Origin of the sequence: Faecalibacterium sp. AF28-13AC, assembly GCF_003478405.1 — a bacterium.
Classification (GTDB): Bacteria; Bacillota; Clostridia; order Oscillospirales; family Ruminococcaceae; genus Faecalibacterium; species Faecalibacterium prausnitzii_E.
On record NZ_QUFG01000006.1, the window covers coordinates 26,306 to 49,799 of the forward strand.

General features: G+C 60.8%; 20 protein-coding genes. 6 read left to right on the plus strand and 14 right to left on the minus strand.

The features are described 5' to 3' along the window. Positions 1-3: 3 nt before the first annotated feature. Entirely contained in the window at positions 4-1,560 is a 1,557-nt protein-coding gene (locus DWY95_RS09685) for a glycoside hydrolase family 28 protein (protein ID WP_118553360.1), read from the minus strand. A 92-nt stretch (positions 1,561-1,652) separates the two neighbouring features. Between DWY95_RS09685 and DWY95_RS09690 the strand changes: the two genes are divergently transcribed. Continuing rightward, positions 1,653-2,468, plus strand: a complete 816-nt coding sequence (locus DWY95_RS09690; RefSeq protein WP_243082702.1) for an AraC family transcriptional regulator — start codon at positions 1,653-1,655, stop codon at positions 2,466-2,468. 100 nt (positions 2,469-2,568) lie between these two features. Here the strand turns inward: DWY95_RS09690 and DWY95_RS09695 are convergent, their stop codons facing one another. The 5 genes from DWY95_RS09695 to DWY95_RS09720 form a co-directional block, all read right to left on the minus strand. Then, complete coding sequence (locus tag DWY95_RS09695) at positions 2,569-3,426, minus strand: carbohydrate ABC transporter permease (protein WP_118553362.1); 858 nt, start codon at positions 3,424-3,426, stop codon at positions 2,569-2,571. A gap of 11 nt (positions 3,427-3,437) precedes the next feature. Then, positions 3,438-4,364, minus strand: a complete 927-nt coding sequence (locus DWY95_RS09700) for a sugar ABC transporter permease (protein ID WP_118553363.1) — start codon at positions 4,362-4,364, stop codon at positions 3,438-3,440. A gap of 166 nt (positions 4,365-4,530) precedes the next feature. Then, positions 4,531-5,907, minus strand: a complete 1,377-nt coding sequence (locus tag DWY95_RS09705) for an ABC transporter substrate-binding protein (protein WP_118553364.1) — start codon at positions 5,905-5,907, stop codon at positions 4,531-4,533. Between the two features lie 561 nt (positions 5,908-6,468). After that, on the minus strand, positions 6,469-7,074 hold the full coding sequence (locus DWY95_RS09715; RefSeq protein ID WP_118553521.1) for a thymidine kinase: 606 nt from the start codon (positions 7,072-7,074) through the stop codon (positions 6,469-6,471). A 200-nt stretch (positions 7,075-7,274) separates the two neighbouring features. Further along, positions 7,275-7,916: a redox-sensing transcriptional repressor Rex gene (locus DWY95_RS09720; protein ID WP_097791429.1), complete on the minus strand. Its 642-nt coding sequence runs from the start codon at positions 7,914-7,916 to the stop codon at positions 7,275-7,277. Positions 7,917-8,162: 246 nt separating this feature from the next. On the opposite strand from DWY95_RS09720, the gene DWY95_RS09725 reads away from it, so the two are divergent. The 4 genes from DWY95_RS09725 to DWY95_RS09740 all read left to right on the plus strand — a co-directional run bounded on the left by DWY95_RS09725 (position 8,163) and on the right by DWY95_RS09740 (position 15,124). Further along, positions 8,163-8,849, plus strand: a complete 687-nt coding sequence (locus tag DWY95_RS09725) for an ATP-dependent Clp protease proteolytic subunit (RefSeq protein WP_097791430.1) — start codon at positions 8,163-8,165, stop codon at positions 8,847-8,849. Positions 8,850-8,936: 87 nt separating this feature from the next. Continuing rightward, positions 8,937-11,861 carry a DNA translocase FtsK gene (locus tag DWY95_RS09730; protein WP_118553366.1) on the plus strand — a complete coding sequence of 975 codons (2,925 nt, stop codon included), beginning with the start codon at positions 8,937-8,939 and terminating at the stop codon, positions 11,859-11,861. A gap of 93 nt (positions 11,862-11,954) precedes the next feature. Beyond that, positions 11,955-14,018: a YgiQ family radical SAM protein gene (locus DWY95_RS09735; protein ID WP_118553367.1), complete on the plus strand. Its 2,064-nt coding sequence runs from the start codon at positions 11,955-11,957 to the stop codon at positions 14,016-14,018. After that, the gene (locus DWY95_RS09740) at positions 13,991-15,124 is read left to right on the plus strand and encodes an MBL fold metallo-hydrolase (protein WP_118553368.1); all 1,134 of its coding nucleotides are present in this window, start codon (positions 13,991-13,993) and stop codon (positions 15,122-15,124) included. The genes DWY95_RS09735 and DWY95_RS09740 overlap by 28 nt, the downstream gene beginning before the upstream one ends. Before the next feature lie 64 nt (positions 15,125-15,188). Here the strand turns inward: DWY95_RS09740 and DWY95_RS09745 are convergent, their stop codons facing one another. From DWY95_RS09745 to DWY95_RS09765, 5 genes are all read right to left on the minus strand, one after another. Beyond that, positions 15,189-15,890, minus strand: a complete 702-nt coding sequence (locus DWY95_RS09745) for an ABC transporter ATP-binding protein (RefSeq protein WP_337995358.1) — start codon at positions 15,888-15,890, stop codon at positions 15,189-15,191. A 15-nt stretch (positions 15,891-15,905) separates the two neighbouring features. Then, a complete protein-coding gene (locus DWY95_RS09750) occupies positions 15,906-16,745 on the minus strand; it encodes an ABC transporter ATP-binding protein (protein ID WP_118553370.1) in 840 nt (279 codons plus the stop codon). Beyond that, positions 16,738-17,763: a branched-chain amino acid ABC transporter permease gene (locus DWY95_RS09755; RefSeq protein ID WP_118553371.1), complete on the minus strand. Its 1,026-nt coding sequence runs from the start codon at positions 17,761-17,763 to the stop codon at positions 16,738-16,740. The genes DWY95_RS09750 and DWY95_RS09755 overlap by 8 nt, the downstream gene beginning before the upstream one ends. A gap of 13 nt (positions 17,764-17,776) precedes the next feature. Continuing rightward, positions 17,777-18,655 carry a branched-chain amino acid ABC transporter permease gene (locus DWY95_RS09760; protein WP_118553372.1) on the minus strand — a complete coding sequence of 293 codons (879 nt, stop codon included), beginning with the start codon at positions 18,653-18,655 and terminating at the stop codon, positions 17,777-17,779. A 118-nt stretch (positions 18,656-18,773) separates the two neighbouring features. Then, on the minus strand, positions 18,774-19,997 hold the full coding sequence (locus DWY95_RS09765; RefSeq protein ID WP_118553373.1) for an ABC transporter substrate-binding protein: 1,224 nt from the start codon (positions 19,995-19,997) through the stop codon (positions 18,774-18,776). 477 nt (positions 19,998-20,474) lie between these two features. Between DWY95_RS09765 and eno the strand changes: the two genes are divergently transcribed. After that, positions 20,475-21,773, plus strand: coding sequence for a phosphopyruvate hydratase (gene eno / locus DWY95_RS09770; RefSeq protein ID WP_097791441.1), 1,299 nt, complete (start codon positions 20,475-20,477; stop codon positions 21,771-21,773). Between the two features lie 239 nt (positions 21,774-22,012). On the opposite strand, the gene DWY95_RS09775 is transcribed toward eno, so the two are convergent. The 3 genes from DWY95_RS09775 to DWY95_RS09785 form a co-directional block, all read right to left on the minus strand. Further along, positions 22,013-22,513, minus strand: coding sequence for a hypothetical protein (locus tag DWY95_RS09775; RefSeq protein WP_097791442.1), 501 nt, complete (start codon positions 22,511-22,513; stop codon positions 22,013-22,015). 7 nt (positions 22,514-22,520) lie between these two features. Next, positions 22,521-22,991, minus strand: coding sequence for a DUF4430 domain-containing protein (locus DWY95_RS09780; RefSeq protein WP_118553374.1), 471 nt, complete (start codon positions 22,989-22,991; stop codon positions 22,521-22,523). A 129-nt stretch (positions 22,992-23,120) separates the two neighbouring features. After that, positions 23,121-23,429: a hypothetical protein gene (locus DWY95_RS09785; RefSeq protein WP_118553375.1), complete on the minus strand. Its 309-nt coding sequence runs from the start codon at positions 23,427-23,429 to the stop codon at positions 23,121-23,123. Positions 23,430-23,494: the final 65 nt, after the last annotated feature.

Here is a 23,494-nt window from a genome sequence, read left to right on the forward strand (position 1 = left end):
GGTTCAGTCCTCCTCAAAATGACCGACGTTGGCAAAGTGCAGGCGCTCGCCCTCGTAGCCCTCGATCTTGACATTGTGCAGGTCGATCTCCTTGACGTTTTCGGCGTAGATGGCCAGCTTTTTGACATAGGGGCGGTTGTCGGCCATGGCAGCCTGCCCGGCCTCGGCGTTGGGGTCAAAGGTGATGATCACGTTCTTCATCGAGACGCGCTCGATGGGCTGCTCCGGCAGGCCGTCGAAGTAGCAGCCCGCGAACTGGGCGTCGGTGGCCACGATGTTCTCCATGGTCAGGGTGCCGAGTCTGGGGGTGTACTCATCCACCGGCAGCGCGTCGCGGCACTGGACGTAGGGGCCGTGGCCGTCCGGGTCGCAGAAGTAGAACATGTTGATGACGAAGGGTGCCTTGACGCCCCGCATCTCCACATTGCGGAAGACCAACCCGTCGATAACGGCCGTGTTGCCGCGGCCGCGGCGGGTCTTGACGCGGAGGCCGCGGTCGGTGTGGTCCATGAGGCACTGGGTGACCACCATGTCCTTGACGCCGCCGCTCATCTCGCTGCCGATGACGATGCCGCCGTGGCCCTTGTCCAGCAGGCAGTTGCGGATGACGGTGTGCTCGCAGCTCTTCTTCAGCTTCATGCCCAGGAAGACCTTGCTGGCCTTCATGGCGATGCAGTCGTCGCCGACATGGATGTTCACGCCGATGATGCGGGTATACTCGCAGCTTTCGGGGTCAATGCCGTCGGTGTTTGGGGCGTTGTAGGGGTTGTTGATGTTGAAGTTCAGCAGATCCAGATGCTTGACGAAGATGGGGTGGATGGTCCAGGAGTAGCTGTTCTGCACCGTGATGCCGTGCAGGCAGATGTTGTCGCTGTCCACCATGGCGACCGCACGGGGACGCCATGCGATCCGCTTGACCTTCGGGTCGATCCACCAGTCGCCGTTCTGGGCGTCGCAGTCCAGGGTGCCCTCGCCGGTGACGACGACGTCGTGCACCTGGGTGATGTTCAGTAAGCCCGCAAAGCTGCTCAGGGGGTTGCCCTCCCAGCCGGTCAGGTAGTATTCATCCACCTCGTTCTCGCTGGGCAGGACGCCGGGCAGGATGGGGTAATGGGTGCGGTCGTTGTCGCCCAGCAGCACGGCGCCCTTTTCCAGATACAGGGTCGTGCAGCTCTTCAGGAACAGGCTGGCGGTGCGGTAACGGCCGGCCGGAACATAGACGGTGCCGCCCTTGGGGCAGGTGGAAAGGGCCGCCTGCAGCTTGCCGGTGTTGTCGGTCTCGCCGTCAGCCACCAGACCGTAACGGGACGCATCCACAAAGAAGCTCTCGTCCTGGGTGCGGAAGTTCGCGGTCAGGGTCTCGCCCTCCGACTCAACGGTGACGGTGTAGTCGGTGGCCGGGGTCAGGGAGAAGAGGGAGAACACGTTGGTGTCCTGGGCCTCCCGGACCGGTTCGCCGTTCAGCAGCACCCGGAAGGGGTGGGCCGGACGAAAGCACAGGCCGTTTTCCAGCTCGAAAACGGCGCTGCGGGTCATGGAGCGGATGAGTGACAGTTTCATAAAACAAAACCTCCTTGGGGTTTCGGCTTGCCCGCGCGGGGCGGACGTGATACACTGGAGAAAACGAAAAAAGCGGGGAATCAATGATGCCAATGCGAGCGGAACGCGATAAACTGAATGCAAAGACGCTGGCGCTCCAGCTGCGGATGACCGAGAGCGAGTACCGCCTGCAGGAGGACGAGGAGACCTGCCGCATCCTGGTGGTGACCGGCGGCAGCTGCACGTTCCGGCGGGGAGATGCTTCGCTGCTGGTCAACCCCGGCTGCGTGCTGCTGCTGGGGCCGGGGGGCGGCGTGTTTCAGCAGGCTGGGCATCTGGCCCCGGAGCTGATCGGCTGCCGCTTCCCGGCGGCGGTGCTGACCGAGCTGAAGAGCGTGATGCAGCGGGATTTCAGCCCGCTGTTCGAGCCGGACGACCCGATCCTGCTGTACGGCCCGGTGCAGTGGGCCAGCCGCCTGCGCACCCTGCTGAACCTGATGCGGAGCGCCGCCGGGGAACCGGACTGCCCCGGCATCATCTACCTTTCGCTGCTGCTGCATTATGTGGACCAGGAGTGCAAAGCCGAGCGGCAGACCGCCCGCCCCCGGAACGAGACCGTGGAGCAGATCTGCGCCTACCTCGCCGCGAACTACCAGCAGAAATTCTCCCTCACCGATGTAGCGGCGCGGTTCTATCTGTCACCCTACTACCTCAGCCGTCTGTTCCGGCGGGTGACGGGGCAGTCCATCGTGGACTACATCAACGGCCGCCGCATCGAGGCCGCGCAGCATCTGCTGGAGACCACCGACCTGAACATCAGCGCGGTGGCCGAGCAGACCGGCTTTGCCTCGGCGGCTCACTTCCGCCGGGTCTTCCGGGAGATGATGGGCGTCGGCCCATTGCAATACCGCAAGAGCAGCCGCGGCTGAGCCTGCGCTGAACCTGCAAAGAGAAACGACCCCTATGCCGTGTGCACAGGGGTCGTTTTGATTGTTGCGTCAGGTTCCCGCAGAGCGGAGTGAAGAGCGATCAGCCCTTGACAGCACCGGCGGAGATACCTTCGACGAACTGATCCTGTGCACAGAAGAAGACGATCAGCTGCGGCAGGATGGAGATCAGGGACAGAGCCAGGATGCGGTTCCATGCAAAGCCGGTATCACCGTCCATGGACAGCTTGACGAACAGGGACATCGGGTACTTTGCCGGGGTCTGCACGTAAAGCAGCGGGCCCATGAAGTCGTTGCAGCTCCACATGAACTGGAACAGAGCGCAGGACACCAGAGCAGGCATCAGCATGGGGACGATGACCTTGTACAGCGTCTGGAAGGAGTTGCAGCCGTCAATGGCAGCAGCCTCGTCCAGGTCACGCGGGACATTGCGCATGAACTGCACCAGCTGATAGACGAAGTAGGTCTCGGTCGCAAATGCGCAGTGGACCCAGATGGCCAGATAGAACGGGCTGTTGACCCAGCCGAACTTGGTGTACAGCAGGAACTGCGGAACGTTCAGAACGACCTGGGGCAGGAACAGGGTGGCCAGCATGATGCTGAACAGGATCTTCCGGCCGGGGAAGTCGAAGCGGCCGAAGCCGTAAGCGGCAACGCAGGAGGAGATAACCGTGCAGATGACCTTGGGCAGAACATACGAATAGGTGTTCAGCATGGCCTGCAGGATGTTGATGGAACCGCCGAAGTTGTTCAGCGCGTTCTTATAGCCCTCCAGAGTAGGGTTCTTGACCCACAGGCCGATGCCTGCGAAGATCTCGCTGTTGTCCTTGAAGGTCGCGCTGATCATCCACAGCAGGGGATAGATCATGATGAGGCCGACCAGGATCAGGACGAGGTACTTGAAGAACGTCGCGATGACGTTGGATGCTTTCATTCCCATACTGTCACACCTTACCTTTCATCCGAGTAGTAGACCCACTTCTTCTGGCTGGTGAAGGCGATGATCGTGAGGATGCAGACGATCACGAACATGATCCATGCCAGTGCGGAGGCCATGCCCATCTGGTTGGACTTGAAGGCGTAGTTGTAAACCAGAATGGAGATCAGAGTGGTGGAGTTGCGCGGGCCGCCGTTGGTGATGATGAACGGGCCGTTGAACTCCTGGAATGCCTGGCAGATCTGCGTGACCAGGTTGTAGAAGATGATGGGGGTGATCATCGGGACGGTGATGGAGAAGAACTGCTTCCACTTGCCGGCACCGTCGATGGTGGCCGCCTCATACAGGTCTGCGGGCACGCCCTTCAGAGCGGCCAGGAACAGGACCATGGCGGAACCGAACTGCCAGATGCGCAGGAAGCAGATGATCCACAGCGCATAGTTGGGGTCGCTCAGCCAGGAGGGGCCCTGTGCGTGGCCGAAGGTGATGGCGCGGATGATGGTGTTGACCAGACCATCATCGCGGAAGACGGCCTTCCACAGAACGGCGATGGCAACGGAGCCGCCCAGGATGGACGGGATGTAGTAGACGGTACGGAACAGGTTCACGCAGGCGATCTTGAAGTTCAGGATGTATGCGATGAACAGAGCGAAGATCAGCTTCAGGGGCACGGTGATGAAGGCGTACTTGAAGGTAGTGATCAGGGCCTTGGTGATCTTGGCATCGGAGAAGGCGGTGACGTAGTTCATCACGCCGTACTCATGGATGCCGTTGAAGAAGTTCATATCGGTGAAGCTGTAGTACAGCGACTGACCAAACGGGATCGCCTTGAAGACGACGAAACCGATGATCCAGGGGATCAGATAGATCAGACCCTGCCACTTATCGAAGAACTTCTGGGCCGGGGTACGCCCCAGAGAGGGCGCATTACTTTCTTTCATCCGGGAATCCTCCTTTTGTGGGTGATTTTCCAACGCATGACATACCGCGTGTCACACTTTGGAAACAGACTTGTCAGAGATTTGTAACCTGTGCCTGAGAAAAAAGGGCATCGGCCGAGCGGTCGATGCCCCTCGTATGTAGAACTCAGGTCAAAGTCTGAAGCGATCAGACGGTGTAACCAACAGCGGACATGCCGTCCAGCAGGGTATCAACGACATCAGCGCCGGAAGCGTTGTCGTAGTCCACGGTGTCGAAGACTTCCTGATAGATACCGGTGCCGTTTGCCTTCAGGTCGTTTGCCTCGAACAGGGGGTCCAGCTGGAAGCCGACGAAGGCCATGACCTTGCCGTTTGCCTCAGCGACCAGCTCCTTGATCTTGCCAGCAGCCTGTGCAGCCTCCAGGCCAGCCTTGGAAGCGGGCAGACCGCACTCAGAGCCCATGATCTCAGCGCCTTCCTTCTCGTTCAGCAGGAAGTTGATCAGCGTAGCAGCCTCAGCGGGATGCTCGCAGGTCTTGGTGATGGCCAGACCCATGGAGACCTTGGAGAAGCCGCCGTTGTAATCGCCGAACTTGATCTCCTCGCCGACGGTGAAGCCGGGCTTGTTCTCCTCGTCCAGAGCGTCCTGATACTTGGTAGCGGAGGAATCCCACTCGAAGATACCAGCCATCTTGCCGGTGATCCACTCGTTGGACTGGTGTGCAGCGTTGTCGCCGTTGGAGCCGTAGTAGGTGGGCAGGCTCATGATGACGTGGCCATCGACCAGGCTCTTGATGAAGTCGATGCCCTCGGCGATCTCGTCAGCGGTGTAGTTCAGGGTAGAGGTGGTGGGGTCTGCCCAATCCTTGCCGTACTTGGACTCAAGGTAGAAGACCATCAGGATCATACGGTCGTATGCGCCCAGGTGCAGAGGATAGTAGTCATCGCCCAGCTTCTCCTGGAATGCCTTGCCTGCGTTCATCAGGTCGTCCAGAGTCTTGGGGACCTCGGTGATGCCAGCCTTATTAAAGGTGGTCATGTTCCAGTAGAAGATACGGCCGGTCATAGCGACAGGCACACACTGCTGGGCATTGGCAACGTTGCAGGCTGCCAGCTTGGCGTCATCCCACTGGGACATATCCAGGTAATCGGTGACGCTGTTCAGGTCGATGAAGGTCTGGCCGTTTGCAGAGTAGTTGTACAGCCAGTTCCAGTTGATCTGGCAGACATCCTCAGCCACGCCGCCGGCAAACTTGGTGGACATGGTGTCCTCCCAGCCGGACCATGCAGCGAAGGTGGGGTTGACGGTGATGTTGCTGTGCTCAGCAGAGAAAGCCTTCAGGGCCTCCTGGTAAGCGTTGTGACGAGACTCGCCGCCCCACCAGCTCATGGTCAGGGTGACGGGATCGCTGCTCAGGCCAGCCACGGAAGCTGCTGCTGCTGCGGAAGAAGCGGTGGAAGCTGCGGTGGAGTTGGAGCTGCCGCCACAGGCAGCCAGCAGGCCAGCTGCGCCCACAGCGCCGGTGACCTTCAGGAAATCGCGACGAGAAATTGCCTTGCTCATTGTTTGTTCTCCTCCTAATAAATAGAAAACATCTGCTCATCGGCCTTATCTGCAAAAGGCTCGTTGTATACAATTATGATAACAAAATATCCCGCAAAAAGAAAGATGTAAATTGAAGAGAAGCGCGCAAAAAACGAACAAATATTGCGCTCGTGTTTGGTGCGGTTTTGACGTCCTTGCCGAAATGAATAAACTTGAGCGAAAAAACTGTGCAACATGTATACTTCAACAGATTGCATAGAAATTGGAGCAAGGAGTCAGAGAAACCTCCTGAAATTGCAATATTTTTGTAACCAATCGGGAAATTTGCGTGGTTTTGTTGTATGCAATAAGTGAAATCGTTGACGATTCCACAGGTTTGTCAACTGATATATCAATAGTGCAATAAACGCGCGAAGTTGGATACAACTGATATATCACCCTGTCGGAAACGGTCTGTTCCGGACAGAAAAAAGCGCTGCCCCGCCGGGCAGCGCTGAAAAAATTTTTTCTGGTTTTTGGGGGAACACGGCTGCAAAATGAACGCAGTGCAATGCTTCTTCCGGGAAACGCTCCGCTTTTTTATTTCGCGGCCCGGCGGGCGTAGAAGGCGCGGCGCTCGCGGAAGTAGCATTGGGGGCACATGCTGACGTACTGCACGTCGTTTTCCAGGTCGATGGCGACCTGTTCGCCCTCAAAGACGAACACACCGTTGACTTTGCGGCAGTTGCAGGTGGCCTTGCGGCCGCAGGTGCAGATGGTCTTCATCTCCTCGATGGTGTGAGCCAGCTCCAGCAGGCGGGTGGAGCCGGGGAACCCCTTGAGCGAAAAGTCCGACCGCAGACCGTAGCAGATGACCGGGATATTCAGGTCTACCGTGACCATGAACAGCTGCTCGGCCTGTGCCGGGGTGAAGAACTGGCTCTCGTCGCAGAGGACGCAGGCCAGCTTCTGGGTCTGGCTGGCGGCGCGGACGGCCTCAAAGACGTCCGCCTCCGGCGGGATGAGCAGGTCGGCCTTGCGCCGCACCCCCAGGCGGCTGACCAGTTCGCCGCCGCCCTTGGTGTCCACCTGCGGCTTCAGGATGAGCACCTGCATCCCCTGCTCCTCGTAGTTGTGCGCCACCTGCATCAGGGCCGTGCTCTTGCCGCTGTTCATTGCGCCGTAACGGAAATATAGCTTTGCCATGAAGGTCACCTCATAAAAAGCAACCCTCTCAGCCATCGCTGCGCGATGCCAGCTCTCCCAAAGGGAGAGCCATTGGCAAGCCGGTCAACTTTCTACGGAATGAGCAAAGCCCAAACGATGGGAAGCGAGCGGGCTTCGCTGTGATGGGAGGGTTGCTTTATCATATTATACTATATAGTAACAACGATGAAACCGGAACATCAGTCCTGATTGCGCAGGCGGTAGCCCAGGCTCATCAGGCTGTCGCCCAGGTGGACGTTCTCGACCACGACTTCCGGATACGGGACGGACAGGTCGTAGTGGGAGAAGTTCCAGAAGCCTTTGATGCCCAGGCTGACCAGACGGCCGCTCAGCTCTTCGGCACCGCTGCGGGGCACACAGAGAACCGCCACTTCGGGCTTGTGCTCGGCGCAGAAGCTCTCCAGCTGGTCGATGTGGAGGATCTGGATGCCGTTGATCTCCCTGCCCACTTCGTCCGGCGAGTTGTCGAAGGCGGCAATGAGCTTATAGCCGTTGGTATCGGTGGTGATGAACCGGCTGACGGCCTTGCCCAGACGGCCGCAGCCGATGAGGATGGTGGGCAGGCGGTCGCCGTTGCCGAACAGCAGATTCTCCAGGATGGAGAGCAGGTTTTCGACCGAGTAGCCGATGCCCTGACGGCCGTTCACATCGCCGATGCAGTTGAAGTCCTGCCGGACCTGAGAGGCCGTGGTGCCCATCTGGGCGGCCAGTTCGCGGGAAGAGATGCTGGTGATGCCGTCGTTCTTCAAGGTCCGCAGAAAGCGGTAGTACTTGGGCAGGCGTTTGATCACCGGCAGAGATGCTTTACCAGGGGTGTTCATAGGTGGTTCTCCTTTCATCCATTCGATGCCGGTCCTCTGCGCCCACCGTGGCGCTCCGGCAGATTCAAAGAGTTTTGCACAATAATGATACATCTTTGTCAATCTTATTCATTATCTAAAGTATACAGCGGATGTGGAGAATGTCAAATAAAATGGAGCAATTTTTTCAAAAGTTAAGAAATCTTAGCCGCCGCATAATCATTTGACCCGCTGGGAACCCTGAAAAAAACAGAGCAGGAGGGGCTTATGGCAGAGCAGAACGAAAAAAACACCCCGGTGGAAGAGCAGCGGCTGGAAAAAGAACAGATCGAGGATCTGGGCAGCGTCTACCGCACCAAAGGCCCCCACGCCATCCACTGCCTGACCGTGGTGGGGCAGATCGAGGGCCATGTGGAAGCGCCCCAGGGGCAGAAGACCACCAAGTACGAGCATGTCATCCCGCAGCTAGTGGCCGTGCAGGAGGACCCGGCGGTGGAGGGCCTGCTGGTCATCCTGAACACCGTGGGCGGCGATGTAGAGGCCGGGCTGGCGCTGGCGGAGCTGATCGCCAGCATCTCCAAGCCCAGCGCCGCCGTGGTGCTGGGCGGCGGACACTCCATCGGCATCCCGCTGGCCGTCAGCGCCCGGCGGAGCTTCATCGTGCCCACAGCCACCATGACCGTCCACCCGGTGCGGCACTCCGGGATGATCCTGGGTGTGCCCCAGACGATGCGGTGGTTCGAACAGATGCAGGAGCGGATCACCGGCTTCGTGGCGGCGCACAGCGGCATCTCGGAAAAGCGCTACACCGAGCTGATGCTCCGCACCGGCGAGCTGGTCATGGATGTGGGCACCATGCTGGACGGCCGCCGGGCCGTGCGCGAAAAGCTCATCGACGAGCTGGGCGGCATCTCGGATGCGCTGGCGTGGCTGTATCGGGAGATCGAACGCTGAGCGGGTTTTCGTTGCTATTTTCCATAGGTCGTGATAAAATGAAAGAATCGAATACTATGGGAGAAAGAGACAGGGTTGCAACGAAAGATGGCAAAGAAAAAACGAAAAACGACCGCAAGACGCGCACCTGCGCGGAGAAAGAGCCGGGCACAGGAGCGGATGCCCGCAGGGCTGGGCACCCTGTTTGCGGGCCTGCTGCTCATCGTGCTGGCCTTTGTGGAGGGCAGCTCGGTCTGGAAGGCCCTGCACGAGGTATTGTTCGGCCTGTTCGGCTGCGGCAGCTTCGTGCTGGGCGCAGCGATCTGCTATCTGGCCATCCTCTACACACGGGGCGAAGACCTCATCGGCCAGATGTTCAAGCTGATGCTGGGGCTGGTGTTTGCCAGCGGTACCGTCATCGTCTTTTCCGAGATCCCAGCCGACATCCCGGCGGCCCGCATGGTAGCGGAGTGCTATCAGAACGGCGTCCATGCCTGGCTGGGCGGCGGTGCCATCGGTGCCCTGCTGGGCGGCAATCTGCTGCTGCTCTGCGGGCGTCCGGCGGCAAATCTCGTGATGGTGGTGCTGGCGCTCTGTGCCAGCCTGTACATTTTTGATATCACCCCCGCCGAACTGTGGCAGTGGATATGTGAACTGGGCGGCAGCGCCCACGAAAAGGGCGTGGCCGTCTACGAGCAGAATGCAGCCCGCCGCGCCGAGCGGCAGGCCGCCCGCCAGGCCGAGGAGGAAGCGGCCGCGCTGGAAGCCGGAGACGAGCCGGACCTTTGCGGCGAAGAGGACGAGGAAGGCGGCTTTGCAGCGCCGGGTTGGCTGTCCGGCATTTTCAGCTGGGGCCACAAGGTGACCAAAGAGCTGGAGGGCGAAGCCGTGCCCGAACCGGTGGACGACTCTCTCGGCTACGAAGCACCTGCCCCCTCCCCCGCGCCTGCCCCGGCAGAGCCGCAGGAGGCCCCGGCCTTTACGCCGGTGCAGGTGGGCACACCCCATCCCCGCGCCTCGTTTGACATCGACCTTGGGCCGGACAGCACCCCCGTGGTCGAGGGCGGCAGTGAGCCCATCGAGCCCTTCATCGTCGGGCCCGGCGGCACCTTCGGGCAGGACCCGCTCCACAAGCCCGCGCCCCGGCCCATCGTGAAGCCGGTGGTGCCCGATGCCATCGAGACAGCGGCTGAGGACTTCTTTGCAAAATCGGAAGCCCCGGCGGCCCCCGAAGCACCGGCCCCGGTGGTAACGCCCGGCATCCCGGCCCAGCCGGTGGACGAAGGCCCCGCCGAAGCTCCTGCGTTCGACGGCAGCGGAGCCTTCCAGACACCGACCCTGCCCACCACCGACGAGCCCTCCGTGCCGGTGCGGGTCATGGCCGACAACGTGATGGCCATGCGCTCTGCCCCGGACGAGGACGGCTGGATCAGCATCACCAGCGAGCCGGTGGAGGAAAAAGACATCAACACGCTGGTAGCCGCTGCCATGGAAAAGCCCGCCGTCGGCGAGCAACAGGCAGCCACCGCCCCGGCCGAGGAGCCGGAGCCTGAGGAGAGCTATCAGTACCAGTACCCCGGCATCGACCTGTTTGAAAAGGCCCCGGAGGAGAGTGACCCCAACGCACAGGACGAGCTGAAGGCCAACGCGCAGAAGCTCGTGGACACGCTGGAAAGTTTTGGCGTCCGCACCCGTGTGCTGGACATCTCCCGCGGCCCGTCGGTCACGCGGTATGAAGTCCAGCCCATGGCGGGCGTCAAGATCAGCCGCATCACCTCGCTGGCAGACGACATCGCACTGAACCTGGCCGTCGCTGACGTCCGCATGGAGGCCCCCATCCCCGGCAAGCCCGCCGTGGGCATCGAGGTGCCCAACCACAAAAAGACGCCGGTCTATATCCGCAGTGTCTTCGAGAGCCAGGCCTTCCTGCGGATGACCTCGCCCCTCGGCATCGCACTGGGCAAGGACATCGCCGGCGTGGCCCAGGTGGCCGACCTGTGCAAGATGCCCCACCTGCTCATTGCAGGCAGCACCGGCAGCGGCAAATCCGTCTGTGTCAACAGCATCATCATGAGCCTGCTGTTCCGGTCCAGCCCGGAGGACGTCAAGCTCATCCTCATCGACCCCAAGGTGGTCGAGCTGGCCGAGTACAACGGCATCCCTCACCTGCTGATGCCGGTCATCACCGAGCCGAAAAAGGCGGCGGGCGCTCTGAGCAGCGCCGTGCAGGAGATGGAGCGCCGGTATCACCTGTTTGCGGAGAACAACGTCCGCGACATCAAATCCTTCAACAAGCTGGCCGCCACCGACCCCATGCTGGAAAAGATGCCCTACATCGCCATCATCATTGACGAGCTGGCCGACCTGATGATGGTCGTGGGCAAGGACGTCGAGGACTCCATCTGCCGCATCGCCCAGAAGGCCCGTGCGGCCGGTATGCACCTCATCGTCGCGACCCAGCGCCCCAGCGTGGACGTCATCACCGGCCTGATCAAGGCCAACATCCCCAGCCGCATCGCATTCGCGGTGTCCAGCCAGGTGGACAGCCGCACCATCCTGGATGGTGCCGGTGCCGAAAAGCTGCTGGGCATGGGCGATATGCTCTTCATGCCGGTCGGTGCCCCCAAGCCCATCCGCATCCAGGGCACCTTCGTGCGGGATGAGGAGATCAGCCGTGTGCTGGACTTTATCAAGCAGAGCGCGACGGTCCAGTACGACGAGGCCATGATCGAGGCCATGGAAAAACACGCCATCCTGGACGGCAAAAAAGGCGCATCCTCTGCCGATGCCGACGAGGAGACCGGCAGCGACCCGATGCTCAAGCAGGCCGTCGAGGTGGTCATTGATGCCGGTCAGGCATCCACCAGCCTGCTCCAGCGCCGGTGCAAGCTGGGCTATGCCCGCGCCGCCCGCATCATGGACGAGATGGAACAAAAAGGCATCATTGGCCCCTACGAGGGCGCCAAGCCCCGCGCTGTCCTCATCAGCCGCCAGCAGTGGCTGGAAATGCAGATGAACCAGCCGGATGAATGATCCGCGCAGACACTGACGTGTCCGTTCTCCCCGGAGCGGGAAACCCGCGATCCAGAGGCGAAACGGAACGAACGATAAAATAAAAGGAGCATTATGGAAAACTCTTCCCAGATCTACACCGAATTTCTCCCCATCAGCCGCGCGGACATGGAGGCGCGGGGATGGGAGCAGCTGGACTTTGTGGTCGTGGGCGGCGACGCCTATGTGGACCACCCCAGCTTTGGCACCGCCATCATCAGCCGCCTGCTGGAAGCCGAGGGCTACAAGGTGGGCGTACTGGCCCAGCCCCGCTATACCGACTGCGAGGACTTCAAGCGGTTCGGGAAGCCGAAGTACGGCTTCTTCATCGGCGGCGGCAATGTGGACAGCATGGTCAGCCACTACTCCGTCGCCAAGATCCCCCGCGCCGAGGACGAATACTCCCCCGGCGGAAAGGGCGGTGCCCGGCCGGACCGCAGCGCCACCGTGTATACCAGGCTGGCCAAGCAGGCCTACCCTGACCTGCCCGTGATCCTGGGCGGTCTGGAAGCCTCGCTGCGGCGGTTCGCCCACTACGATTACTGGCTGGACACCGTCCTGCCCAGCATCGCGGAGGACTCCGGCGCAGACATCATCAGCTTCGGCATGGGCGAACACCAGACCGTTGCCATTGCCAGGCGGCTGGCGGCCGGTGAACCGGTAAGCTCCATCACCGATGTGGACGGCACCTGCTACCTGACCGACTTCGACCACCTGCCCGAAAAATATGTGGAGTGCGCGGGCTTCAAAAAGGTGGCGTCCGATAAGACCGCCTACGCCAAAGCCTGCCGCATCCAGATGGACAATCAGGATGTCGTCAGCGGCCAGATCATCGTCCAGAAGCAGAGCGAGAAGTACCTCGTCCAGAACATCCCGGCAAAGCCGCTGGTGCGCTGGGAGCTGGATCGGGTCTATGCCCTGCCCTACACCCGCCGATATCACCCCATCTACGAGGCCATGGGCGGTGTGCCCGCCATCCGGGAGGTGCAGTTCTCCATCATCCAGAACCGCGGCTGCTTCGGCGGCTGCAACTTCTGCGCCATCCAGCTGCATCAGGGCCGCCGCGTGACCAGCCGCAGTGCCGACAGCATCGTGGCCGAGGCCGAGCGGATGACCCATGAGCCGGATTTCAAGGGCTACATCCACGACATCGGCGGCCCCACGGCAAACTTCCGCTTCCCGTCCTGCCGCGAACAGATGCTGCGGGGCATGTGCAATGGCGGCAAGCACTGCCTGGCCCCCACGACCTGCTCCCACATGATCGTGGACCACAGCGACTATCTGAAGATCCTGCGCCGCGTCCGGGAGCTGCCGGGCGTCAAGAAGGTGTTCATCCGCAGCGGCATCCGGTTCGACTATCTGATGGCAGACCCGGACGATACCTTCTTCAAGGAGCTGGTGGAATACCACGTCTCCGGCCAGCTGAAAGTTGCCCCGGAGCACTGCGCCCCCAATACCCTCGCCTACATGGGCAAGCCGCCCATCCAGACCTTCAACAAGTTCAAGGATAAGTTCTACGAGCTGAGCAAAAAGGCGGGCAAAAAGCAGTACCTTGTGCCCTACCTGATGTCCAGCCATCCGGGCAGCACCCTGAGCGACGCGGTCTATCTGGCCGAGTACCTTTACAAGAACCACATGCGCCCGGAGCAGGTGCAGGACTTCTATCCCACACCCGGCACCGTGAGCACCTGCATGTTCTATACCGGTCTGGACCCCTACACCCTCAAGCCGGTGTTCGTGGAGAAGACCGCCGAGGGCAAGGCGCTGCAGCGCGCACTGCTCCAGTATTACGAGCCGCGCAACGCCGAAAAGGTCATCAAGGCGCTCAAAATGACCCACCGCGAGGACCTCATCCCGCTGCTGGTGCCCGCCGAGGGCCGCCGCGCCGTCCAGCGCTCGGCCCGCAGAGCCGAGGCCGCCGAGGTGACCATCCACAACGACGGCACCTACACCGTCCGCCCCAACGGCAAGGGCAAGGGCCGTCCGCAGGGCCATGCCGCCCCGGCGAACCGCAGTGCGGGCGGACGTCAGCCCAGCCCCGGCGCACGGTTCGCGCCCCGCTCTGCCCCCGGCCATAAGCCGAAAAACGATCAACAGAAAGAGAATACGACGTGGAAAAATACAAATCGGAAAAAGTAAGTTTCTGGCGAAAGCCTTTGCGGCGGCTGGCCGCACTGGCGTTGGCCGCTGCGCTGGCCCTGGGCCTTGCGGCCTGTGACGGGGCATCCGTCCTTCCGGGCGGCAGCGCCGATGTGATCCCGAACCCGGCATCCAGTGGGGTGCAGACCGCCGACAGCTTCCGGATGCACTTTCTCGACGTGGGGCAGGCGCTCAGCGTCCTGGTGGAGTGCGATGGCCAGTACATGCTGTACGACGGCGGCAACGTGGACGACGGCAGCATGGTGGTCAGCTATTTGCAGAAGCAGGGCGTGGAAGAGCTGCAATACGTCTTCTGCTCCCACGCGCATGAAGACCATGTGGGCGGGCTGGCCGCTGCGCTGGCCTTCTTCCCGGCGAACCATGTGTACAGCCCGGTGACGGAGGCCTCCACCAAGTGCTTTCAGGATTTTGTGAAGTACACCCAGCAGCAGGGCCTGCAGGTCGAGGTGCCCACCGTGGGCACCGTCTGGCAGCTGGGCGGTGCAACGGTGACGATGCTGGGTCCGGTGGCACAATACAGTGAGACGAATGACACCTCGATCGTCCTGCGGGTAGATTATGGTGCCACCAGCTTCCTCCTGACCGGCGACATGGAATCGGATGCAGAGCGCGACCTGGTGAACAGCGGAGCCAACCTGAAGGCCGATGTTTTGCAGGTGGGCCACCACGGTTCCAGCACCTCGACGAGCTACCTCTTTTTGAATGCCGTCCTGCCCGAAATGGGCGTCATCTCCTGCGGCGTGAACAACAAATACGGCCACCCGCATGAGGAGACCCTGAGCATCCTGCGGGATGCAGGCGTGGACGTCTACCGCACCGACCTGCTGGGCACGGTCGTCATCGGGTCGGACGGCCAGAACTACACCATCCGCACCGACAAGACCGCCACCGACGCCGAGCTGAACCCCACCGCCCCGGCGGCATCCAGCACGGCACAGCAGACCTACATCGGCAACGTGAACTCCAAAAAGTTCCATCTGCCCACCTGCCCGAACCTCCCGGCAGAGAAGAACCAGATCCTCTTCTCCAGCTACGACGAGGCCATTGCAGCAGGCTACACTCCCTGTTCCACCTGCATCAAGTGAGACACAACAAAAAAGGACTGTCGCGAACGCGACAGTCCTTTTTTCTTGCTCTATATACCGTGCCTCAGCCGCCCAGATAGGCGCTGCGGACACGCTCATTGGTCAGCAGCTCGGCACCGGTGCCATCCATGACAACACGGCCGGTCTCCAGAACATAGGCCCGGTCGGCCACGGAAAGCGCCATCTGCGCGTTCTGCTCGACCAGCAGGATGGTCATACCCTCCTTGTGGATGTTCCGGATGATGTCGAAGATCTCCTGCACCAGCAGAGGCGACAGGCCCATGGACGGTTCATCCAGCATCAGCATGGAGGCGTTGCTCATCAGCGCGCGGCCCATGGCCAGCATCTGCTGCTCACCGCCGGACATGGTGCCCGCCAGCTGTTTGCGGCGCTCCTTCAGGCGGGGGAACAGTTCAAAGACCTTTTCCTTGTTGGGGCCGATGGTGGAGGCAGGCTGGGTGTAGCCGCCCATTTCCAGATTTTCCTCCACGGTCATGTGCAGGAAGACGTGGCGTCCCTCCGGCACATGGGCCAGACCGGCCTCCACGATCTTGTGGGCACGGACGCCCTTGATGCTCTTGCCCTTGTACAGGACATCGCCCGTCTTCGGGTGGAGCAGGCCGGAAATGGTCTTCAGGGTAGTGGACTTACCGGCACCGTTGGCACCGATCAGGGTCACGATCTCCCCTTCGTGGACCTCAAACGAAACGTCCTTGACGGCGTGGATGTTGCCGTAATAGACGTTGATGTTCTCCACTTTCAGCATAGAATCTGCCATCGGTCAGCCCTCCTTCTTGCCCAGATAGGCCTCAACGACCTGCGGGTTGTTGCGGATCTCATCCGGGGTGCCCTTGGCGATGATGCGGCCAAAGTTCAGCACCGCGATGCCCTCGCAGATCCCCATGACCAGGCTCATGTCGTGCTCGATCAGCAGCACGGCAATGTCGAATTCGTCGCGGATGCGGCGGATGGTCTCGGTCAGCTCAGCGGTCTCGGAGGGGTTCATACCGGCAGCAGGCTCGTCCAGAAGCAGCAACTTCGGGCTGGTAGCCAGGGCGCGCATGATCTCCAACCGGCGCTGTGCACCATAGGGCAGGCTGCCCGCCGGGGTGTTGGCCAGGTCGGCCATGTGGAAGATATCCAGCAGCTCCAGTGCCCGCTCGGTGCACTTCTTTTCTTCCTTCCAGTAGTTGGGCAGACGGATCAGGGAGGAGGCCAGGTTGTACTTCATGGACTCATGCAGGCCGACCTTGATGTTGTCGATGACCGACAGCTCCTTGAACAGGCGGATGTTCTGGAAGGTGCGGGCTACGCCCATCCGGTTGACCTGATAGGTCTTCTTGCCTGCCGTGGGCATCCCGTCGATCAGGATGGAGCCGCGGGTGGGCTGGTACACGTTGGTCAGCAGGTTGAAAACGGTGGTCTTACCGGCACCGTTGGGGCCGATGAGGCCGGTGATCTCGTTGCGGCCGATCATCAGGTTGAAGCCGTCCACTGCGGTCAGGCCGCCGAAGTCGATGCCCAGCTCGCGCACGTCGAGGATGGGCTTTTTGTCCTTGTCGCGGTCGGTCAGGAAACCGCCGGAGGGGACGCTGTTCAGTCTCGTCTGGAACTCACTCATGGTCTGCACCCTCCTTGTTCTTCTTGCGGAACAGTTCCCCGTTCAGGACCTTCTCCACGATGCGGCTCATGGAGAAGTCGTAGCTGCCCAGCAGTCCGCCGGGGCGGAAGATCATCATCAGGATCAGCACCAGCGAGTAGATGACCATGCGGTAGCTGTCGAAGCTGCGGGTCGCTTCGGGCAGGATGGTCAGCACCGTTGCCGAGAGGATGGAGCCCAGCATGGAGCCCATGCCGCCCAGAACGACCATGACCAGGATCTCGATGGACTTCATGAAACCGAAGGTCGAGGGGTTCAGAACGCCGATGTAGCAGGCGTACAGACCACCGGCCAGACCGGCGAAGGCAGCAGAGAAGGCAAAGGCCATGACCTTATAGTAGGTGGTCTGGATGCCGCAGCTCTCGGCCGCGATCTCGTTGTCGCGGATGGCGAGGACGGCACGGCCGTGGCGGCTCTTCATCATGGCGTGGATCAGGAAGCAGGTGATGACCACGCACAGGAACACATTGCTGAAATGGGAATACTTGGGGATGTTCTTCAGGCCCTTGGAACCGTAGAACAGGCTGTAACCCAGCACATCGTCGATGTTGTTCAGCGTGATGCGGATGATCTCGCCAAAGCCAAGCGTCAGGATGGCCAGATAGTCACCGGTCAGGCGCAGAGCTGGGATGCCGATCAGCACACCGAACAGGCCCGCCATGATGCAGGCCAGCACCAGACCAATGGCAAAGGAGATGCCGCTGGGCAGGGGGCTGTACTTGGTGAACAGCGCGCAGGTGTAAGCACCCACGGCCATGAAACCGGCATGGCCCAGCGGCAGCTGGCCCAGATAGCCGGTGGCCACGTTCAAAGACACGGCCAGGATGATGTTGATGCCCACGGTCATCAGCACCTTGTTCTGGTAGGTGGAAAGCAGATTTCCGGTCAGGTAGGAAAGCCCCAGGAACAGCAGCGCCACCAGCACCGTATTCATCAGGTAGCGCACGGGCATTTTGAGCGTTTTGCGTTTGGTATTCATCTTCATGCCCTCCTTACACCTTTTCCTGCACCTTGCGGCCAAGGAAGCCGGTGGGCTTGAACAGCAGCACGATGATCAGGATCGCAAACGTAACAGCGTCCTTCCAGGCGGAAAGGCCGATGGCGGAAACGAAGCACTCGCACAGGCCGATGGCGATGCCGCCGATCATCGCGCCCGGAATGGAACCGATGCCGCCCAGAACTGCGGCAACGAAGGCTTTCAGGCCCAGCATGGAGCCCATGGTGGGCGTTGCCTGCGGGTAGGAGCAGCAGTACAGCACTGCGCCGATACCGGCCAGCGCAGAACCCACCGCAAAGGTGAAGGAGATGGTGCTGTTGACGTTGATGCCCATCAGGCGGGCCGCATCCATATCCTCGGAGACGGCGCGCATGGCCTTGCCGAGCTTGGTCTTCTGGACCAGGAAGGTCAGCACGAGCATGGACAGCACAGTGACCACCAGCGTGATCACGGAGGTCAGGCCCACCGGCACTTTGCCGAAGTAGAAGGTCCTGGCTTCAAAGTAGGACGGGATGACCTTTGCACCGGAGCCCATCAGCAGCTCCGCCGTATACTCCAGGAAGAAGGACACGCCGATGGCCGTGATCAGCAGCGAGATGCGGGGCGCACTGCGCAGCGGGGTGTAGGCGACCTTTTCGATCACCACGCCCAGCAGGGTGCAGGTAACGACGGTGGCGCAGACAGCCGTCACCGGGCCAAGGCCCAGCTGGTTCATCACGAACCAGGACATGTACGCGCCCACCATAATGACATCGCCGTGGGCAAAGTTCAGCAGCAGGATGATGCCGTACACCATGCTGTAGCCCAGTGCGATCAGTGCATAGATGCTGCCCAGGGAAAGACCGTTGATCAGCTGACTAAAAAACACTGTCATGGATGGATACTTCCTTTCTTTGCGGCGTTTTGCCACGCCTTTTGGGAGACACTTGTTTACCAAAAAAGCGGAGACAACCCGTTTCGGCGGTCTCCGCAAGTGGTTCTGATACGAGAGATTAGAACATTTCCTTCAGTTCGGGCTTGCCATCCACATAGGTCAGGATCGCAGTCTCCTTGACGGGGTTGTGGTGCTCGTCGAAGGTGAAGGTGCCGGTGATGCCGTCGATGGAGCCGGAAGCGATGGCGTCAATGACAGCCTGCTTGTACTCGTCGCTGCCTGCTTCCAGACCGGCGTCCTCCGCAGCCTGCAGGCCGTAGACCACGGTCTTGGCAGCGTCGTAGCCCAGAGGTGCGAAGCCGTTGGGGTACTCCTCGCCGTACTCTGCCTTGTAGGCCTCCTCGAACTCCGGAGAAGCGCCCTTTGCGTAGTTGGCGCAGAAGTAGCTGTCCTTCAGCTGGTCAGCGGTCGCATAGCCCTCCAGGCCGTCCCAGCCGTCGCCGCCCAGGAACGGAACGGTCAGGCCGATGCTCTCAGCCTGCGACAGGATCTGGCCCACTTCCTCATAGTAGTTGGGGCAGAAGACCGTCTCCGGAGCCTTGCCCAGGATGCTGGTCAGCTGGGTCTTGAAGTCCACGTCGCCGTCGGAGTAGCTCTCCTGATCGACGATGGTGCCGCCCAAGCTCTCGAACTCGTTGACGAAGTTCTCAGCCAGGCCCTCGTTGTAGTCTGCGCCCTTCTTAAAGATGACAGCAGCCTTGGTGTAGCCCAGCTTCTTGTAAGCGTAATCTGCCATCTTGATGCCCTGGAACGGGTCGGTGAAGGTGGCACGGAAGACGTTGGCGTTCACGGTGTCGGTCTCGGCATCGTAGGTAACGGCCTCTGCGGTCGCAGAAGCAGTGACCATGGGCATGTTGTAGTCGGCGCTCTCAGCAGCCACGGCCAGCGTGGGGGTGGTGGTGACATCGCCGACCAGTGCCGTGATGCCCTCGTCCACCATCTTGGTGAAGCAGTTGACGGCCTGGGTGGCGTCGCCCTGCTCATCCTCGGTCAGGATCTCGATCTGCTTGCCGTTGATGCCGCCATCGGCGTTGACCTGCTTCAGGTACAGGCTCGCACCGTTGACAACGGCCTGGCCGTAAACGGAAACATTGCCGCTCAGGGGGCCCATGACGCCCACCTTGATGGTCTCACCGGAAGCAGCGGAACCGGCTGCGGAACCAGCCGCAGAACCGGAAGCAGCCGTGCTGGAAGAAGAACCACCGCAGGCGGTCAGGACACCGGCAGCAGCCACGACACCGGCAGCCGCCAGAAAGTTACGACGGGTGATCATCTTTTTCATAATCGTTATCCTCCTGTTTGGAAGTATTTGCAAAATGCAGAAAGCAGAGCCCTTTCCCTCAAAGCGGCTCTGCTCTCGGTAGTTTCATTATAGCCCCCTTCGGGGCCGTTCGCAATTCACAAACCGTCCATACTTTTCCGGGCCTTTTCCGTCAAATCATGTTAAAATACACAAAATTTCCATATCACTTTTGGCTGTTTTTCTAAATCATTCACTTTGTTTCACCCTAAAATGAACGGTTTTCACGAATGTCAAAAAGGTTACACATTGCCGTCCGGTCGGTTCCGGGCAGGTGCGGCGGCGGCCGCCTTCCCACCTCCCGGCATATCCGCCCCCGCCTCCGGGCAGACTGATGATGTTTACAGCCGCAAACATCGCAATCCCCTCTTGCAACCAGGCACAGGACGTGGTAGGATAAAGGCAGTTAGTTAGTATTGACTATCCACTATCTCAAATCATTACCGGGAGGTCTTTCTTATGAATTATCTGGAAATCGAATCCGTTGTCGGCCGCGAGATCTTAGACTCCCGCGGGAACCCCACCGTCGAAGCTGAGATCACGCTCGCCGACGGCACTGTCGCCCGCGGCTGTGCCCCCTCCGGCGCATCCACCGGCGAGTTCGAGGCTCTGGAACTGCGCGACGGCGACAAGAGCCGTTATCTGGGCAAGGGCGTGACCAAAGCCGTTGAGAACATCAACACCGTCATCGCCGATGCTGTCGTGGGGCTGGATGCCTCCGACATCTATGCAGTCGATGCCGCCATGCGCAAAGCCGACGGCACCAAGGACAAGTCCAATCTGGGCGCAAACGCCATTCTGGCCGTGTCCATCGCCGCCTGCCGCGCAGCCGCCGCTTCGCTGGAGATGCCGCTGTATCGTTTTCTGGGCGGCGTGAACGGCAACCGCCTGCCCGTCCCGATGATGAACATCCTGAACGGCGGCGCACACGCCACCAACACCGTGGATACCCAGGAGTTCATGATCATGCCCGTGGGTGCCCCCTCCTTCAAAGAGGCGCTGCGCTGGTGCGCCGAGGTCTTCCACGCTCTGGCCTCCATCCTGAAGGCCAAAGGTCTGGCCACCTCCGTCGGCGACGAGGGCGGGTTTGCGCCCAACCTGTCCAGTGACGAGGAGACCATCGAGACCATTCTGGCCGCCATCGAGAAAGCCGGTTATCAGCCCGGCAAGGACTTCATGCTGGCCATGGATGCCGCTTCCTCCGAGTGGAAGAGCCCCAAGGGCAAGGGTTTCTACAAGCTGCCCAAGGCGGGCACAGAGTACACCTCCAGCGAGCTGATCGCCCACTGGAAGAGTCTGGTGGAGAAGTACCCCATCATTTCCATCGAGGACGGTCTGGACGAAGAGGACTGGGAGGGCTGGCAGGAGATGACCCGCGAGCTGGGCGGCAAGGTTCAGCTGGTGGGCGACGACCTGTTCGTCACCAACACCGAGCGCCTGGCCAAGGGCATCCAGCTGGGTGCCGGAAACGCCATCCTGATCAAGCTGAACCAGATCGGTTCGGTCTCCGAGACGCTGGAGGCCATCAAGATGGCCCACAAGGCCGGTTACACCGCCATCAGCTCGCACCGCTCCGGTGAGACCGAGGACACCACCATCGCCGACCTGGCCGTGGCCTTGAACACCTGCCAGATCAAGACCGGTGCGCCCAGCCGCACCGAGCGTGTGGCCAAGTACAACCAGCTGCTCCGCATCGAGGAGCACCTGGGTGCCAGCGCCGTCTATCCCGGCATGGAAGCGTTCAACGTGAAGCGCTAAAATTTTCCAGCAATCGCGGTCCTTTCTCCTTCGTATTTTTACTGGAGTGCCTGTTGCAATGCGCTCTCAGATCTGAAGGAAGGAGAACCGCTCATGCTTTCCACCTTTTCCCTTTCGTCCTCGATCCTGCTCTGGTTTCTGGAGCAGGCCGGTCTGCCCGGCATTCTGCTCTGGCTGCTGGAAAAGATCTTAGGATAACGAAAAAGACGTGCCGCACACGCTGTGCAGCACGTCTTTTTTCATCCATGGATCTGTTTTTTAGCGGTGCGCAGCGCCGTGCGCAGAGGCCGGTAGAGCAGCAGCATGAGGGCAAAGTTGCCCACGCCGTGCATCGCGTCGTAGGAAAGGCCGCTCAGCCACCAGCTCAGCGCGAAGGCGGGCGTCTTGGCCACAAGATACACCGCTGCGCACAGCCCGCCGAAGCACAGGCCGTACAGCCCGCTGAACACAGCCCAGCCGAGGGCATGGTCCATCCGGCGCAGCAGCCGGGCCAGAAAGGCCAGCAGATACCAGACATACAGATACATCGCCCACCACAGGCCGAAGCCATACAGCACACCCTGCAATACCAGAAACACCGTGATGGCCCCCGGCGTCTCGCGGGGCAGTTCCAGCGCGAACAGGATGATGAGGAGCGTCACCGGCTCGATGTTCGGGAGGCCGCTCATAGCCTGTTTGCTCACCACCAGAAGTGCGCCCATCAGCCCGCTGAGGACCAGCCGCAGCACTCTGGTGTGCATGGGTTCCTTACTTCGTGTAGGTAAAGGCATAGCTGTCGCCGTCGTGCAGCTCGATGTCCGCCACGCCCACGGCGGTCATCTCACCGGAAGCGTCGGTCAGGCACCACCAGGCGCTGTCCTTGTCCCAGTCGGCGGTCTCGCCGTTGACGGTGGTGACAAAGCCTGCAGCGGCCTCGTCCGCGCTGATGATGCCGGCCTCGGCCAGCGCATCGCTCAGCTTCTCACCGTCGGTCACTTCCAGGTCGAAGGTCTGGCTCTCGCCGTCGGCCCCGGTCACCGTGAACTGGGCCTTGACCTTGGCTTCCGAAGCCTCTGCCGATGCAGCCTCCGAGGAAGCGGCCTCCGAAGATGCCGCCACGCTGGACGCAGCGGAAGAAGCTGTGCTGCCTGCGGCAGAGGAAGCGCCGCAGCCTGCCAGCAGACCGGCAGCCAGCGCAGCAGCAGCGACAACAGAGAGGATACGATTCATGATCTTCATCAAAAGATTGCTCCTTGTGGTTCTAGTTTATATGCAGTGCCTATGATACCATCCGCCGGAGGAAATTGCAAGTGCGGCTCTGCCGGGCTACGCAGTCTCCCAAAGAGCGGCTGCTCCTGCTCCACGTTTTCAACCGCCAAACAGGCCGAAAAAGCTGGTGTGCGTCATGCCCAGCACCAGAAACAGAACGATGAGGGCAAACAGCACCCCGATGATGATGTCCATCTGGTGGACGCTCAGCGGGAACTTGTCGTAGAGCTTTTCCTTGGGGTTCACGAAATTGGGGTCGTTGTTGTTCAGCAGGCTCTTCTTCCCCGCTTCGCCCTGCGCCCTGCGCGCTTCCAGTTCGGCCTGCTCTTTTTCCAGCTGGGCCTCGCGCTCGGCCAGCAGTGCTTCGCGGCGGGCGAGTTCGGCTTCTTTTTCATTCCATTCTGCCATGGTCGTTCTCCTTGGTTTTTCTTCTATTATAACAAAGCGGGCCGCCCACTGCAACGAGTGGACGG